Origin of the sequence: Stenotrophomonas maltophilia, assembly GCF_039555535.1 — a bacterium.
GTDB lineage: Bacteria > Pseudomonadota > Gammaproteobacteria > Xanthomonadales > Xanthomonadaceae > Stenotrophomonas > Stenotrophomonas maltophilia_Q.
Genome location: NZ_CP154630.1, coordinates 4,188,947 through 4,202,559 on the forward strand (window position 1 = coordinate 4,188,947; position 13,613 = coordinate 4,202,559).

Annotated in this window: 13 protein-coding genes; 5 read left to right on the forward strand and 8 right to left on the reverse strand. The window is 67.6% G+C overall.

Annotation, left to right across the window (positions count from 1 at the left end; genetic code table 11):
* Positions 1–51 precede the first annotated feature (51 nt).
* From AASM09_RS19255 to AASM09_RS19265, 3 genes are all read right to left on the reverse strand, one after another.
* Complete coding sequence (locus tag AASM09_RS19255; protein WP_049429251.1) at positions 52–741, reverse strand: methionine ABC transporter permease; 690 nt, start codon at positions 739–741, stop codon at positions 52–54.
* On the reverse strand, positions 738–1,745 hold the full coding sequence (locus AASM09_RS19260; protein ID WP_010481369.1) for a methionine ABC transporter ATP-binding protein: 1,008 nt from the start codon (positions 1,743–1,745) through the stop codon (positions 738–740). The genes AASM09_RS19255 and AASM09_RS19260 overlap by 4 nt, the downstream gene beginning before the upstream one ends.
* Positions 1,746–1,955: 210 nt before the next feature.
* Complete coding sequence (locus AASM09_RS19265) at positions 1,956–2,852, reverse strand: DMT family transporter (protein ID WP_008268196.1); 897 nt, start codon at positions 2,850–2,852, stop codon at positions 1,956–1,958.
* 91 nt (positions 2,853–2,943) lie between these two features.
* Here AASM09_RS19265 and AASM09_RS19270 point away from each other — a divergent pair, with 91 nt between their 5' ends.
* Positions 2,944–3,426 carry a YajQ family cyclic di-GMP-binding protein gene (locus AASM09_RS19270; RefSeq protein WP_005419468.1) on the forward strand — a complete coding sequence of 161 codons (483 nt, stop codon included), beginning with the start codon at positions 2,944–2,946 and terminating at the stop codon, positions 3,424–3,426.
* Positions 3,427–3,461: 35 nt separating this feature from the next.
* Here AASM09_RS19270 and AASM09_RS19275 read toward each other — a convergent pair whose 3' ends face one another.
* From AASM09_RS19275 to AASM09_RS19285, 3 genes are all read right to left on the reverse strand, one after another.
* Positions 3,462–4,556 carry a helix-turn-helix domain-containing protein gene (locus tag AASM09_RS19275; RefSeq protein WP_238378644.1) on the reverse strand — a complete coding sequence of 365 codons (1,095 nt, stop codon included), beginning with the start codon at positions 4,554–4,556 and terminating at the stop codon, positions 3,462–3,464.
* 339 nt (positions 4,557–4,895) lie between these two features.
* A complete protein-coding gene (locus tag AASM09_RS19280; protein WP_049429250.1) occupies positions 4,896–6,023 on the reverse strand; it encodes an NAD(P)-dependent alcohol dehydrogenase in 1,128 nt (375 codons plus the stop codon).
* 16 nt (positions 6,024–6,039) lie between these two features.
* Positions 6,040–7,506: a benzaldehyde dehydrogenase gene (locus tag AASM09_RS19285; protein WP_049429249.1), complete on the reverse strand. Its 1,467-nt coding sequence runs from the start codon at positions 7,504–7,506 to the stop codon at positions 6,040–6,042.
* Between the two features lie 193 nt (positions 7,507–7,699).
* On the opposite strand from AASM09_RS19285, the gene AASM09_RS19290 reads away from it, so the two are divergent.
* Positions 7,700–8,266 (forward strand): DUF1415 domain-containing protein, encoded by a 567-nt coding sequence (locus AASM09_RS19290; RefSeq protein WP_049429265.1) that lies wholly within the window; start codon positions 7,700–7,702, stop codon positions 8,264–8,266.
* Positions 8,263–9,066 (forward strand): SDR family oxidoreductase, encoded by an 804-nt coding sequence (locus AASM09_RS19295; RefSeq protein WP_049429248.1) that lies wholly within the window; start codon positions 8,263–8,265, stop codon positions 9,064–9,066. The genes AASM09_RS19290 and AASM09_RS19295 overlap by 4 nt, the downstream gene beginning before the upstream one ends.
* Positions 9,067–9,174: 108 nt before the next feature.
* Here the strand turns inward: AASM09_RS19295 and AASM09_RS19300 are convergent, their stop codons facing one another.
* Positions 9,175–11,205 carry a M3 family metallopeptidase gene (locus tag AASM09_RS19300; RefSeq protein ID WP_049429247.1) on the reverse strand — a complete coding sequence of 677 codons (2,031 nt, stop codon included), beginning with the start codon at positions 11,203–11,205 and terminating at the stop codon, positions 9,175–9,177.
* A 170-nt stretch (positions 11,206–11,375) separates the two neighbouring features.
* Here AASM09_RS19300 and AASM09_RS19305 point away from each other — a divergent pair, with 170 nt between their 5' ends.
* The gene (locus tag AASM09_RS19305; RefSeq protein WP_049429246.1) at positions 11,376–11,780 is read left to right on the forward strand and encodes a hypothetical protein; all 405 of its coding nucleotides are present in this window, start codon (positions 11,376–11,378) and stop codon (positions 11,778–11,780) included.
* Between the two features lie 48 nt (positions 11,781–11,828).
* On the opposite strand, the gene AASM09_RS19310 is transcribed toward AASM09_RS19305, so the two are convergent.
* Positions 11,829–12,941 carry a PLP-dependent cysteine synthase family protein gene (locus AASM09_RS19310; protein WP_049429245.1) on the reverse strand — a complete coding sequence of 371 codons (1,113 nt, stop codon included), beginning with the start codon at positions 12,939–12,941 and terminating at the stop codon, positions 11,829–11,831.
* A gap of 125 nt (positions 12,942–13,066) precedes the next feature.
* Here AASM09_RS19310 and gloA point away from each other — a divergent pair, with 125 nt between their 5' ends.
* Positions 13,067–13,585 (forward strand): lactoylglutathione lyase, encoded by a 519-nt coding sequence (gene gloA / locus AASM09_RS19315; RefSeq protein WP_049429244.1) that lies wholly within the window; start codon positions 13,067–13,069, stop codon positions 13,583–13,585.
* Positions 13,586–13,613 lie beyond the last annotated feature (28 nt).

The window sequence follows — 13,613 nt, forward strand, 5'->3', positions numbered from 1 at the left end:
GCCGGCTGCCGCGATGCACCGGGCGACGCCGGGGCAGCACGGGGCGCCGCGTCATTTGCGGCTGTAATGCGCGACCAGGCGGTCGCCGAGCATCTGCAGCAGCTGCACCAGGATCAGCAGCAGGACCACCGTGACCAGGGCCACGTCGGTGTGCGAGCGCTGGTAGCCATCGCGGAACGCCAGGTCGCCGAGGCCACCGGAACCGATCGCGCCGCCCATCGCCGTGAAACCAATCAGCGCCACGGTGGTGACCGTCGCACCGGCAATCAGGCCGGGGCGCGCTTCGGGCAGCAGCACGCGGGTGACCAGCTGCCAGGTGGTGGCGCCCATCGCCTGGGTCGCCTCGATCACGCCCCGGTCGACTTCACGCAGCGCGGTCTCGACCAAGCGCGCATAGAATGGTGCCGCGCCGATCACCAGCGGCACGATCGCACCGCGCACGCCCAGCGAGGTTCCCATCAGGAGCAGGGTGACCGGGATCAGCACGATCATCAGGATGATGAAGGGCACCGAACGCAGCAGGTTCACCACCAGCGCCAGCACGCCATAGGCGAACGGCCGGCGCTTCATCTGCGGTGCGCCGAACAGGTACAGCAGCACACCCAGCGGCAGGCCGATGGCCAGGGTCAGCGGCAGCGAACCGAGCAGCATCAGCAACGTGTCGATGGTGGCCTGGCCGATGTCGGCCCACTTGCCCGCATCCAGGTGGCGGAAGAAGCCGCCGGCAGTAGCGATGATCATCGACGCAGCTCCTCAACATGCACGCCGGCGGCCACGAACGCGGCCTGCGCGGCGGACTGGTCGCCGCCCACCAGGGCGACCACCAGCTGGCCATACGGGGTGTCCTTGATCCGGTCGATACGGCCGGACAGGATGTTGTAGTCGACCCCGGTCTGCCGCGCGACGCTGCCGAGCAGGGGTTCGTAGGTGTCGCCGCCGAGGAAGGTCAGGCGCACGATGCGGCCCCCGACCACGTCGAAATCGCGGTGCAGCGCGCCCTCGTCCACATGCTCCGATTCGCTGACGAACCGGCGCGTGGTCGGGTGCTGCGGGTGCAGGAACACGCGGGTGACCGGCCCGGTCTCGACCATCTGGCCGGCGTCGAGCACGGCCACGCGGTCGCAGACGCGGCGGATCACATCCATCTCATGGGTGATCAGCACGATGGTCAGGCCCAGCTCGCGATTGATCTTCGACAGCAGCGACAGCACAGACGCGGTGGTCTGCGGGTCAAGCGCACTGGTCGCCTCGTCGCACAGCAGGATCTGCGGACGGGTCGCCAGCGCACGCGCAATGCCCACGCGCTGCTTCTGTCCGCCGGACAGCTGTGCCGGGTACTTCTGCGCATGCGCTTCCAGGCCAACGGTCTGCAGCAGCTCGGCCACACGCGCGTCGATTTCCGCTTTCGGCGTGCCGGCCAGCTCCAGCGGGAAGGCCACATTGCCGGCCACGGTGCGCGAGGACAGCAGGTTGAAGTGCTGGAAGATCATGCCGATGCGCCGGCGCAGCGCGCGCAGGCCGTCCGCGTCCAGCGCGGTGACATCCTCGCCGCCGATCAGCAGACGGCCACCGCTGGGCTCTTCCAGGCGGTTGATCATGCGGATCAACGTCGACTTGCCGGCGCCGGAATGGCCGATGATGCCGAATACCTCACCAGCTTCGATGGTCAGGTCCAGCGGTTGCAGCGCGCTGACTTCGCGGCCGGCAACGGCATAGGATTTGTGCAGGCGCTGGAACTCGATCACGGGCGTGGCTCACCGGCTGGGTGACGGAAGGGGGCGTGCAGCCTACCAGCGCCGGCGCTCGCGCGCCCGCGCCATGGGCCAGAATGTTATTCCTTTTGGTTCTAAGGCGCCCGTGACGGTGATTGAGCCGAGGTCAGAGCCCCTGCGGGGATCCGGCCCCGGGGTCGGATCCCCGCAGGGGCTCTGACCCCATTCCCCGGCCGACCCAGCTCAGGGATGATCAAGCGGCTTCGGCGGTTCCTGCCGGTTCACCCGCTCGCGGTGCAGCAGGTACAGCCCGGACGCCACGATGATCGCCGCACCCACCCAGGTATAGCCGTCCGGCAGCTGGCCCCAGAAGGCCAGGTCCCAACCGATCACCCAGACCAGGCCGCTGTACTCCAACGGCGCGATCATCGACGCCTCGCCCAGCTGGAAGGCCTTGGTCAGGGCGATCTGGCCCAGTGCCCCGGCCAGGCCCATGCCGGCGATGAGCGGCGCATGTGCCAGCTGCAGCGGTACCCAGCCGGGAAGGGCCAGCAGGCCCGCGCCGATCGCCATGATCACCAGGAACCAGACCACCATCGACTGCGAAGTATCGGTGCGGGTCAGCAGGCTGACCGTGATCGCAGCCACGGCATAGGCGGTGGCCGCGGCGAGCACCATCAGCCCCGGCACCGAGATGAAGCCATCCACGCCCGGCCGCAGCACCACCAGCACGCCAACCAGGCCGATGCCGATGGCCACCCAGCGCCGCGGCCCGACCCGTTCACCGAGCAGCGGTACCGAGAGTGCAGCGATCAGCAGCGGCGCAACGAAATAGATGGTGTAGGCGGTGGACAGCGGCAGGTCGCGCAGGGCGAACACGAAGCACCCGATCATCGCCATGCCCAGCGCGCCACGCAGCAGGTGCAGGCCCCAGCGCCGCGGCACCAGCGAGCGCGGGCCGGCACTGACCAGCACCCACACCAGCACGAACGGCAACGAGGCCGCGCCGCGCAGGAAGGTCACTTCCAGGGTGGGGTAGCTGGCCGACAGCTGCTTCATGCCAGCGTCCATCAGCGAAAAACAGGCGACCGCAGCGACCATCCAGGCCACCGCACGCGAGGGGGAGCGTTGCACGTTCATGCCCCATTATCGCCGACCGCGCGCCCCGCCGGGCGCCGGGCATGGGCGCCGCGATAGAATGGCCGCCACTGAATTCCGCGGAGCCACGCCCATGCCTTCCTTCGACGTCGTGTCCGAAGTCGACACCCACGAGCTGACCAACGCCATCGACCAAGCCAACCGCGAACTGGCCACCCGCTTCGACTTCAAGGGCGTGGATGCCAAGTTCGAACGCGATGGCGACGTGATCAATCAGTTCGCGCCGACCGAATTCCAGCTCAAGCAGATGAACGACATCCTGCGTGCACGCCTGGCCGCGCGCGGCATCGATGTGCTCAGCCTGGAGTTCGGCGACATCGAGACCAACCTGGCCCAGGCCCGGCAGAAGATCACCGTCAAGCAGGGCATCGAGCAGAAGATCGCCAAGAAGATCGCCGCCGCGCTGAAGGAAGCGAAGCTGAAGGTGGAGAGCCAGATCAACGGCGACAAGCTGCGCGTGCAGGGCAAGAAGCGCGATGACCTGCAGGATGCCATCGCCGTGCTCAAGGCCGGCAAGTTCGAGCTGCCGCTGCAGTTCAACAATTTCCGCGATTGATCTGCCCGCCGGGCATGGCCCGGCGGACTGCAACGTCAACCGCGCAGCAGCTTGTACAGCGTGGTGCGCGAGATACCCAGCTGGCGCGCGGCCAGGCTCAGATTGCCATCCGCCGCCTGCGCGGCACGGCGCGCCGCTTCACGCTGCTGATCACGCAACAGCGGTGCATCCATCGTCGCCGCTGAAGGCCGTTGCGCGCTGCGGCCAGCGACCTTGCGCGGCGCCTGCAGGTGCTGCAGGTAAACCGCACTGCCCTCGCCCACCCGCACCCGATGCGGCGCCCCGGGTTGCAGCAGGCGCCGCCGCTGCGCGGCACTGGCGCCGGCAAACACGCTTTCCAGGTTCAACAACGGCAACGGTCCCCGACGCGGCAGGCCCAGCAGGCGCCGCGCAACACGGTTGGCCGCGCGCAGCTGGCCATCCTCCTGCACCGCCAGCAACCCCTGCAATGGTGACGCCAACCAGCGCGGATCGTGCTGCAGCGCCAACAGATGCACGTCGGCAAGCGCGTGGAACAGCCGGTTCTCGCTGGCCAGCGCGGCCTGCCGAAAATAGCCCTGCAACAACGATGGATCACGCTCACCCAGGCCGGTGATGTCGATCACCCCGCATACCTGCCCATCGAGATCGTGCAGTGGCTCGCTGAGGCAGAACACCGGGGCGAAGCGCTGCAGGTAGTGTTCATTGCCCCGTACCAGCGCAGGCAGGTCGTCGGCCAGGCTGACCGCCGGCGCCGTGGTGCCGATCTCGCCCTCGCCCAGCCTCCGCCCAACCTGGATCGGACGCAGCAGCGGTGCATCTTCCAGGCCATGGGCCTGCTGCGCGATCACCATGCCCTCACGGTTGGCACAGAACATCGTCCAGCCACGCCCGCCAAAGGCAGCCCACAGCTGTTCCAGCTCCGGCCGCACGCAGCGCGCGAGCCGACGGTCGCCGGAATCGGAAAGATGCCGGCCGTCACCCAGCAACGGACGATAGTCCGGCTCCTGCCCGGGCAGCAGGCCCGCCGCGCGCGAACGCAGCCATGACTGCTGCAGCGGCAGCGGCAACACGCCCAATGAACGCGCATCGCCCTCGGCGAAGGCGGCGCGTGCCGCCACCAACTGCTGTTGCCCGACTGTCGTGGCCATCATGAAGGCAGCGTACACCCGTCGGCGGCAACGCCACGTTACGTTCCGACAACGGAATGTTTCCGCCAGCGGGTCAAACAAGGGGTCAGAGCCGTTTTCCTTTGGAAAACGGATCCGACCCCGTGCCGACCAACAGCAGCGGGAACCTGTCGAAGGCGGGGTGGGCCCGGTTGCGGGGCGTGAGCGCCATGGATGGCGCGACCGAGCTTACATGGACGTACTTGCAGCGCCCCCCGCAACCGGAGCCACCCCGCCATCCCACGGAATGCCCGCTTTTGCCATTGCCGTGGACGTTGCTTCGGCGGGTGCAGGGCGCAGCCCTGCAACCCCACCCTCTGCTCAGGCCGCGATGCGCAGGATCGGCTTGAGCGTGATTCCCTTCGTACTGTCCTCCGCCGCCTGGTTGATCTGTTCCAGCGGGTAGAACCTCACAAGCTTGTCGAACGGGAAGCGGCCCTGCTGGAACAGCGTCACCAGCTGTGGAATGAACACCTGCGGCACGCTGTCGCCTTCCACGATGCCGCGGATGCTGCGGCCACCGAGCAGCAGGTTGTTCACATCGAAGCTGGCGGTGGTACCCAGCTTCGGTGCCCCCACCACGCCCATCATCCCCAAGCCACCCAGTGCCTCGATACCGGCCGACAGCACTTCCGGGCGACCGGTCGATTCCAGTGCGAAATCAGCACCACCGCCAGTGATCGCGCGCACGGCCTCGACCACATCGGTCTCGCGGCTGTTGACCACGTGGGTGGCACCCAGTTCCAGCGCCAGCTCAAGACGCGAGGGCACCACGTCGATGGCGATGATGGTGGTGGCGCCGGCCACCTTGGCCGCCATCACCGCGCTCAGGCCCACAGCACCGGCGCCGTAGCTGGCGAAGCTGCTGCCCGAACGCACCTGCAGCGAATTGAGGACCGCACCGGCACCGGTCTGGATGCCGCAGCCCAGCGGGCCCAGCAGTTCCAGCGGCGCGTCGTCGGGCACCTTGATCGCGTTGATCTCGCGCGCGATGGCGAAGGTGGCAAACGAAGACTGCGCGAAGAAATGGTCGTGCAGCGGCTGGCCCTGCGCATCGGTGATCGCGGTATGGCCGTGGCCATCATCGCCACCGAAGTTCAGCGCAAAGAAGTCCTTGCAGTAGGCACCATGACCGCCCCGGCACGGGTTGCAGTGGCCGCAGGCGCCGTAGGTCAGCACCACGTGGTCGCCCACCTTGAGGTCGCGCACGTTGGGGCCAACCGCTTCCACGATGCCGGCACCTTCGTGGCCGAGCACCGCAGGCAAAGGCACCGGGTAGTACTGATCGCGCACGATCAGATCGGTGTGGCACAGGCCGGTCGCCACCACCTTCACCAATACCTCGTCGTCCTGCGGGCCGCGCAGCCGGGCCTGCTCGATGACGAAGGGCTGTTCCTTGCCGCGTACCACGGCCGCAGTTATCTCGCGTGTTGTCGTGTTGCTGCTCATCGCAATGCTCCTTCGATCAGATCGGGTAGGCGGGCGCTTCGCCCTTGACGGTCAACCACTGCCACTGGGTGAACTCTTCTCCGTTGGCGGGGCCACCGATACTGGTGCCGTTGCCGGATGCACCGACGCCGCCGAAGGGATTGATCACGTCGTCGTTCACGGTCTGGTCGTTGATATGCAGCAGGCCGGTGCGCAGGCGCTCGCCGAGCTTCAACGCGCGCCCGACGTTGCTGGAGACGATGGCCATCGACAGGCCGTACTCGCTGTCGTTGGCCAGGCGCACGGCATCGTCGTCATCGTCGAACGGCACCACCACCGCCACTGGCGCGAAGATCTCTTCGTTGAAGGCTGGATTGTCGGCAGAGACGTTGCCAAGCACGGTCGGCGCGAAGAACAGATCGCGGTGCGTACCGCCGGCCTCCAGCGAGGCACCGGCCTGCAGCGCCTGCTCGACCACGCGCGCGGCGTGATCACGCTGGCCAGCATTGATCAGCGGACCGATGGCCACCTCTTCGCGTGCCGGATCTCCCACCTTCAGCGAATTGGCCTTGGCCACCAGCTTCTGCAGGAACGCATCATGGATCTTCCGATGCACCAGCACGCGGCCGGTCGCCATGCAGATCTGTCCCTGATGCAGGTAGACGCCCCACGCGGTGTTGGCCACCGCCAGGTCGAGGTCGGCATCATCGAGAATGATCAGCGAGTTCTTGCCGCCCAGCTCCAGCGACACCTTTTTCAGGTGCCTGCCCGCCGCTTCACCGACCTTGCGCCCGGCAGCGGTGGAACCGGTGAACTGGATCATCGCCACGTGCGGATCGCTGGTCAGCGCGGCACCGGCCGCGCCATCACCGGGCAGCATGTGCAGCACACCTGCCGGCAGCCCGGCCTGCTCGAACAGGCGTGCGATCACCGCGCCGCCGCACACCGCCGTGCGCGGGTCCGGCTTGAGCACCACCGCGTTGCCCAGCGCGATGGCCGGCGCCACCGCGCGCATGGCCAGGTACAGCGGGAAATTGAAGGGTGAGATGACGCCGACCACGCCCAGTGGCCGACGCCGCGCCAGGTTCAGCCGGCCCGGCTCGGACGGCAGGATCTCGCCGACGCTACGCGAAGGCAGCGCCGCGGCTTCGTGCAATGCTTTGATAGTGACCTTCGCCTCAAAGCCGGCCTTCAGGCGAGTGGAGCCGCTTTCGCGCACCAGCCACTCGACCAGGGTGTCAATGTTCTCTTCGGCCAGGCGTGCCGCTTTGCGCATGACCTCAGCGCGCTGCTCGTAAGGCGCTGACGCCCACGCCTGTTGCGCCTGGGCAGCGGCTGCCGCCGAGCGCGCCACCTGCGCCGGGTCGGCCAGGCCGATCTCGCCGAGGGTGTTGCCGGTGGCCGGCTCGATCACCAGCTGCCGTTGCTCGGCCGCCTGCCAGCGACCATCGAAGAAGGCGCCGGCCCAAAGGGCATCCGGCAGCCACGGGGAAGATGCAGTCATGGGTGTCCTCCTGTGTCGTGCGCCCATTCCACGCCCGCCGTCCGCGGCAGGCAATCGGCCATCCAGCGGCCGCCCGCAAGGGCTTGAACCGGCGGGGATTTCCAGCATGACGACTGTCCAGTTCCTGCACAGTGAACAGCGCGGCGGCGGCACACTGCCTACAATGTCCGCCCCGCCAGCCGACGTGCCCGCCATGACCGACACCCACCTGCCCACCGATGACCCGATCGCCGCCACCCGCCTGTGGCTGGAGCGCATCGTCATCGGCCTGAACCTGTGCCCGTTCGCCAAGGCGGTATACGTGAAGGACCAGGTCCGTTTCGTGCTCAGCGATGCGACCACGCCGGAAGCGCTGGTCGAACAGCTGGCCGAGGAGCTGGTGCTGCTGCGCGATACGCCGGCCGAGCAGATCGATACCACGCTGATCGTGCATCCGCAGGTGCTGACCGACTTCCTCGACTACAACGACTTCCTCGACAACGCCGACGCCGCGATCGAGGCACTGGACCTGCAGGGCATCCTGCAGGTAGCCAGCTTCCATCCGGATTACCAGTTCGAGGGCGTGGCCGCCGACGACGCCAGCAACTACACCAACCGTGCGCCCTTCCCCACCCTGCACCTGCTGCGCGAGGACAGCGTGGCGCGCGCGGTGGACGTCTATCCGGACCCGGACGTGATCGTCGAGCGCAACATCCAGACCCTGGACCGCATCGGCGTGGACGGCTGGCATCGCCGCCTGCGTGGCGACGACCTGTCATGAGCCGCGTTCCGCCGATTGCCGCATGGCCGGCCGCGCCGCTGTCGGGCAAGGTGGTGCTGATCACCGGGGGTGCCAACGGCATCGGCCGCGGCATCGCCCAGGCCGTGCTCGGTGCCGGTGGCCGCGTGCTGATCGGCGACCTGGACGTGGAGGCCGGCGAAGCGTGTCTGGTGGAATGGCAGCGCGGTGATGACGCTGCGTTCCAGCGCCTGGACATCACCGACGAAGGCAGCGTGCGCGCGTTCGTCGCCGAGGCGCTGCGTCGCTTCGGACACATCGACGGGTTGGTCAACAATGCCGGCATCGCGGGGCCGCACGGCACGCGGCTGCAGGACATGGAGTGGGACGAATGGCAACGCCGCCTATCGTCGCTGCATGGCGCCTTCCTGTGCAGCAAGCACGCGCTGTCGGCGCTGTCGGCCAGCGCTGCCGGGGCAATCATCAACATCGCCTCAACCCGCGCCTGGCAATCCGAGGCGCACAGTGAGGCCTATGCGGCCGCCAAGGGTGGGTTGGTCGCCTTCACCCATGCGCTGGCGATCAGCGCCGGCCCGGCGGTGCGGGTGAACAGCATCAGCCCCGGCTGGATCGGCACCACGGCCTGGCAGGCGCCCTCGCGCCGCCACGAGCCCGACTACTCGGCCATCGACCACGCCCAGCATCCGGTCGGCCGGGTCGGCCGCCCTGAAGATATCGGTGCACTGGCGGTGTATCTGCTGTCCTCGCTGTCCGGCTTCAGCACCGGACAGGACTTCGTCGTCGACGGCGGCATGACCCGGAAGATGATCTACGCCGAATGACCCGCCTCATCCACGCATGGCGTGGATCTACTGAAGATCATTGGTAGATCCACGCCATGCGTGGATGGCGGTGAAGTGCCAACCAGGGTTGGCACCTACCAGAGCGGCTTACGCCATGCCCGAATGGCGCAGCAGCGCGTCGATCTGCGGTGCGCGGCCGCGGAAGGCCTTGAAGTTCTCCGCCGCCGGGCGGCTGCCACCCCGCGACAGGATCTCATCGCGGAAGCGTGCACCGGTTTCCGCCAGCGCCTGCGGCGCTTCCTCGAACGCGGCGTAGGCATCGGCACTCAGCACCTCGGCCCACTTGTAGCTGTAGTAGCCCGCCGCATAGCCACCGGCGAAGATATGGTTGAACTGGTGCGGGAAGCGGTTCCAGACCGGCGGATGGTTCACCGCCACTTCCGCGCGCACGCGATCCAGCAATGCCAGCACGCTGTCCTGCGCCGGTTCGAACTGGCTGTGCAGCAGCATGTCGAACAGGCCAAATTCCAGCTGGCGCACGGTGGCCATGCCGCTGTGGAAGTTGCGCGCGGCCAGCATGCGCTCGTACAGCGCGCGCGGCAGCGGCTCGCCACTGTCCACGTGCGCGGTCATCGCCTGCAGGTGATCCCACTCCCAGCAGAAGTTCTCCATGAACTGGCTGGGCAGCTCCACTGCATCCCATTCCACGCCATTGATACCGGCCACGCCCAGTTCGCCGATGCGGGTCAGCAGCTGGTGCAACCCATGGCCCATCTCATGGAACAGCGTGGTCACTTCGTTGTGGCTGAAGGTAGCCGGCTTGCCATTGGCACCACGGCCGAAGTTGCACACCAGGTAGACCAGCGGCGTCTGCACGCTGCCATCGGCGCGCACGCGGCGGTTGCGGCAATCATCCATCCACGCACCACCGCGCTTGCCCTCGCGCGCATAAAGATCCAGATAGAACTGGCCGACCAGCGCGCCCTGCGCATCGACCAGGCGGAAGAAGCGCACGTCCTCGTGCCACACCGGGGCGCTGTCCTCCTGCACACGCAGGCCGTACAGCTGCTCGATCACCGAGAACAGGCCGCCCAGTACCTTCGGTTCGGTGAAGTACTGCTTCACGTCCTGCTCGGAATAGCTGTAGCGCGCCTGCTTCAGGCGATCGGCGGCGAAGGCCAGGTCCCAGGCCTGCAACGGCTCGATGCCCAGCTGCTCGCGCGCGAACTGCTCCAGCTCGGCGCGATCCTTGGCCGCGAACGGCTTGGCACGTGCAGCGAGGTCACGCAGGAAGCCGAGTACTTCGGCCGGGTCCTGCGCCATCTTGGTCGCCACCGAATACTCGCCGTATGAACCGAAGCCGAGCAGCGCCGCCAGTTCCGCGCGCAGGGCGAGAATGCGGTCGATATTGCCGCTGTTGTCCAGCGCGTCGTCGCCGAATTCGGAGGCGCGCTGCGCACTGGCGCGATACAGGATCTCGCGCAGGTCACGGTCCTCGCCCCAGGTCTGCACCGGCAGGTAGCACGGCATCTGCAGGGTCAGTTTCCAACCTGCTTTCCCCTCCTTTTCTGCCGCAGCGTGCGCGGCGGCCTTCACGTCATCGGGCAGGCCGGCCAGGCGCGCTTCGTCCTCGATGATCAGCGACCACGCATCGGTAGCGTCCAGCACGTTCTGCGAGAACTTCGCCGACAGCGCCGACAGTTCCTCCTTGATCGCGGCGAAGCGCTGCTGGGCCTCCGGCGCCAGTTCGGCGCCCCCCAGGCGGAAATCGCGCAGGGTGTTGTCCAGCACCTTGTGCTGGGCCTCATCGAAGGTCGCCGCCTCGGGGCTGCCGGCCAGCGCCTGGTACTGGCGATACAGCGCCAGGTTCTGGCCCAGTGCACTGGCAAAGCGGGTCACCCGCGGCAGGTTGCTGTTGTAGGCCTCGCGCAGTTCCGGCGTGTTGACCACGCCCTGCAGGTGGCCGACCAGGCCCCAGGCACGCCACAGACGCTCGGTGGCATCGTCCAGCGGGGCCACGAAGGTCTGCCAGGTGACCGGCTGCACCTGCTCGGCGACGCCGACAGCGGCTTCCGCCTCGGCCAGCAGCACGTCCAGCGCCGGCGCCACGTGCTCCGGACGGACCGCCTCGAAACGCGGCAGGCCGGAAAAATCGAGCAGGGGGTTGGCAACGGTCACGGCAGGTCTCCAGGGTACGGGCCCGGCGGGCGGGCAGTTCTGTAGATATGGCGCTGGCAGGCGTGGCTGACAAGGGGGCACGGCCCGGCATTCACATCGGCCTTACGGCCACGCACCGAAGCTCTGAGTGCGGGGGAGTCCGCAGCGGTACGCACCGAACGAGGCCCCACATGGAAGGTCTGGCTGCAGTTGCATCCGCCTCACCGGCCCGGTCACTGGCATTGTCCGCCAGCCCGGCCGAACTGACCTGGATCGCCGCATTGTGCGATGCCGGCGACGACGCCCCGCGCCACCTGCAGCAATTGCAGACGGTGCTGCAGCAGGGCGGCACGTTCAGCGATGCCCAGGAGTGGTACCCGTTCGAAGTGATCGAACGCGGCGCCAGCCAGCTGCGGCTGGGCCATGAGCGCGAGTTCGTGATCTGCGTGCTGCTGTGGCTGCAGGCGTTGGCGCAGGGCCGCGCCAGCACGCTGGACCCGAGCCTGCATCTTGATGACCGCGCGATGGACATCGAGGCGCTGCCCGATGCCCTGCGTGATGCGGTGCTGGATGCGTTCACCGCAGCGGGGTATTGAGACGCCATCGTGATCGCCGGGCGTGGCCCGGCGACAACATCGACCGTCCTACAGCGCTTCCAGGCTGCACCACGGCAACGCCGGCAGTCCCTGCCCGGCCACCGCCGCCGCCAGCTGCGCGTCGGCGCCGTCGACATCGATGCCCTGGCGCGCGTACCACGACGGGTCGTAATAGCTCTGCGCGTAGCGCTCGCCGCTGTCGCACAGGATGCTGACGATACTGCCCTGATGGCCCGCCTCGCGCATCCATTGTGCGGCCTGCAGCACGCCGATGAAGTTGGTGCCGGTGGAGCCACCGACGCGGCGGCCCAGCTGGCGGCTGACATGGCGCATCGCGGCCAGGCTCAGCGCATCGGGCACCTTCACCATCGCATCGACGCTGGTCGGGATGAAGCTCGGCTCCACCCGCGGCCGGCCAATGCCTTCCACGCGCGAGCCACCGCTGCAGGTCAGGCCACGCCAATCCTGCTCACCGGCCACGGCGGCCTGGTAACCGTCGAAGAACACCGACACTTCCGGGTCCGCGCACAGGATGCGGGTGTCATGCCGGCGGTAGCTGACATAGCGGCCCAGCGTGGCGGCGGTACCGCCGGTGCCGGGGCTGCACACGATCCATTCCGGAACCGGGCTGGGCTCTTCGGCCATCTGCTTGAAGATGGATTCGGCAATGTTGTTGTTGGCGCGCCAGTCGGTCGCACGTTCGGCGTAGGTGAACTGGTCCATGAAGTGGCCGCCGGTTTCACGGGCCAGCTTTTCCGAATCGCAGTTGAGATCGCAGGCACGCTCGACCAGATGGCAGCGGCCACCGTGGAATTCGATTGCCGCGATCTTCTCCGGCGAGGTCGTGGCCGGGATCACCGCAATGAACGGCAAACCAAGCAGGCGCGCGAAATAGGCCTCGGAGACCGCGGTCGAGCCGCTGGATGCTTCGATCACCGGGCGCCCTTCGCGTAACCAGCCATTGGTCAACGCATACAGGAACAGCGAGCGCGCCAGCCGGTGCTTCAGGCTGCCGGTGGGATGGCTCGATTCATCCTTCAGGTACAGGTCGATGCCCTCGAACCCGGGCAGCGCCAACGGGATCAGGTGGGTATCGGCGGAACGGTTGAAATCGGCTTCGATCTTGCGGATGGCGGCGGCCACCCATTCACGCTGCGACATGGCGGGCAATCGTTGTCAGGACGGAACGGTGCGATCCGGCCATTGTACGTCGCAGTGCCGTCAGGTGCTGGCCGGTAGAATGGCCCCATCCGGCCGGCAACGGCCCTGCCTGAAGGACCTCCCCCATGACCATTCCCGCCCTGCGCGATGTTCCCGGCGTCGCCGCCCAGGCCCCGGCCGAAACCACCGGCTTCGTGTTCAACCACACCATGCTGCGGGTGAAGGACATTACCGCCTCGCTGGACTTCTACACCCGCGTGCTCGGCTACCAGCTGATCGACAAGCGCGACTTCCCGGAGGCCCAGTTCAGCCTGTACTTCCTGGCCTACGTGCCCGCCGGCGTCATGGTGCCGGAAGATGACAACGCCCGCCGCCTGTGGATGGCCGGCCTGCCGGGCGTGCTGGAACTGACCCACAACCACGGCACTGAGAGCCAGGACGGCGCGGTCTACCACGACGGCAACAGCGACCCGCGCGGCTTCGGCCACATCTGCGTGTCGGTGCCGGACATCGAGGCCGCCTGCCAGCGCTTCGAGGATCTGGGCGTGACCTTCCAGAAGCGCCTGACCGACGGCCGCATGAAGAACCTGGCCTTCATCAAGGACCCGGACGGCTACTGGGTCGAGATCATCGCCAACGCCTGACCCGGAAAGGGGCACAATTCCGGTAGCG

Bases quoted from the DNA above. Each gene is read 5' to 3' on its own strand.
- AASM09_RS19310 (WP_049429245.1), bottom strand. From the start codon at position 12,941: ATGTCGCAGCGTGAATGGGTGGCCGCCGCCATCCGCAAGATCGAAGCC.
- AASM09_RS19295 (WP_049429248.1), top strand. From the start codon at position 8,263: ATGAGCCGCGTTCCGCCGATTGCCGCATGGCCGGCCGCGCCGCTGTCG.
- AASM09_RS19285 (WP_049429249.1), bottom strand. From the start codon at position 7,506: ATGACTGCATCTTCCCCGTGGCTGCCGGATGCCCTTTGGGCCGGCGCC.
- AASM09_RS19280 (WP_049429250.1), bottom strand. From the start codon at position 6,023: ATGAGCAGCAACACGACAACACGCGAGATAACTGCGGCCGTGGTACGC.
- AASM09_RS19255 (WP_049429251.1), bottom strand. From the start codon at position 741: ATGATCATCGCTACTGCCGGCGGCTTCTTCCGCCACCTGGATGCGGGC.
- AASM09_RS19290 (WP_049429265.1), top strand. From the start codon at position 7,700: ATGACCGACACCCACCTGCCCACCGATGACCCGATCGCCGCCACCCGC.
- gloA (WP_049429244.1), top strand. From the start codon at position 13,067: ATGACCATTCCCGCCCTGCGCGATGTTCCCGGCGTCGCCGCCCAGGCC.
- AASM09_RS19265 (WP_008268196.1), bottom strand. From the start codon at position 2,852: ATGAACGTGCAACGCTCCCCCTCGCGTGCGGTGGCCTGGATGGTCGCT.
- AASM09_RS19305 (WP_049429246.1), top strand. From the start codon at position 11,376: ATGGAAGGTCTGGCTGCAGTTGCATCCGCCTCACCGGCCCGGTCACTG.
- AASM09_RS19270 (WP_005419468.1), top strand. From the start codon at position 2,944: ATGCCTTCCTTCGACGTCGTGTCCGAAGTCGACACCCACGAGCTGACC.
- AASM09_RS19275 (WP_238378644.1), bottom strand. From the start codon at position 4,556: ATGGCCACGACAGTCGGGCAACAGCAGTTGGTGGCGGCACGCGCCGCC.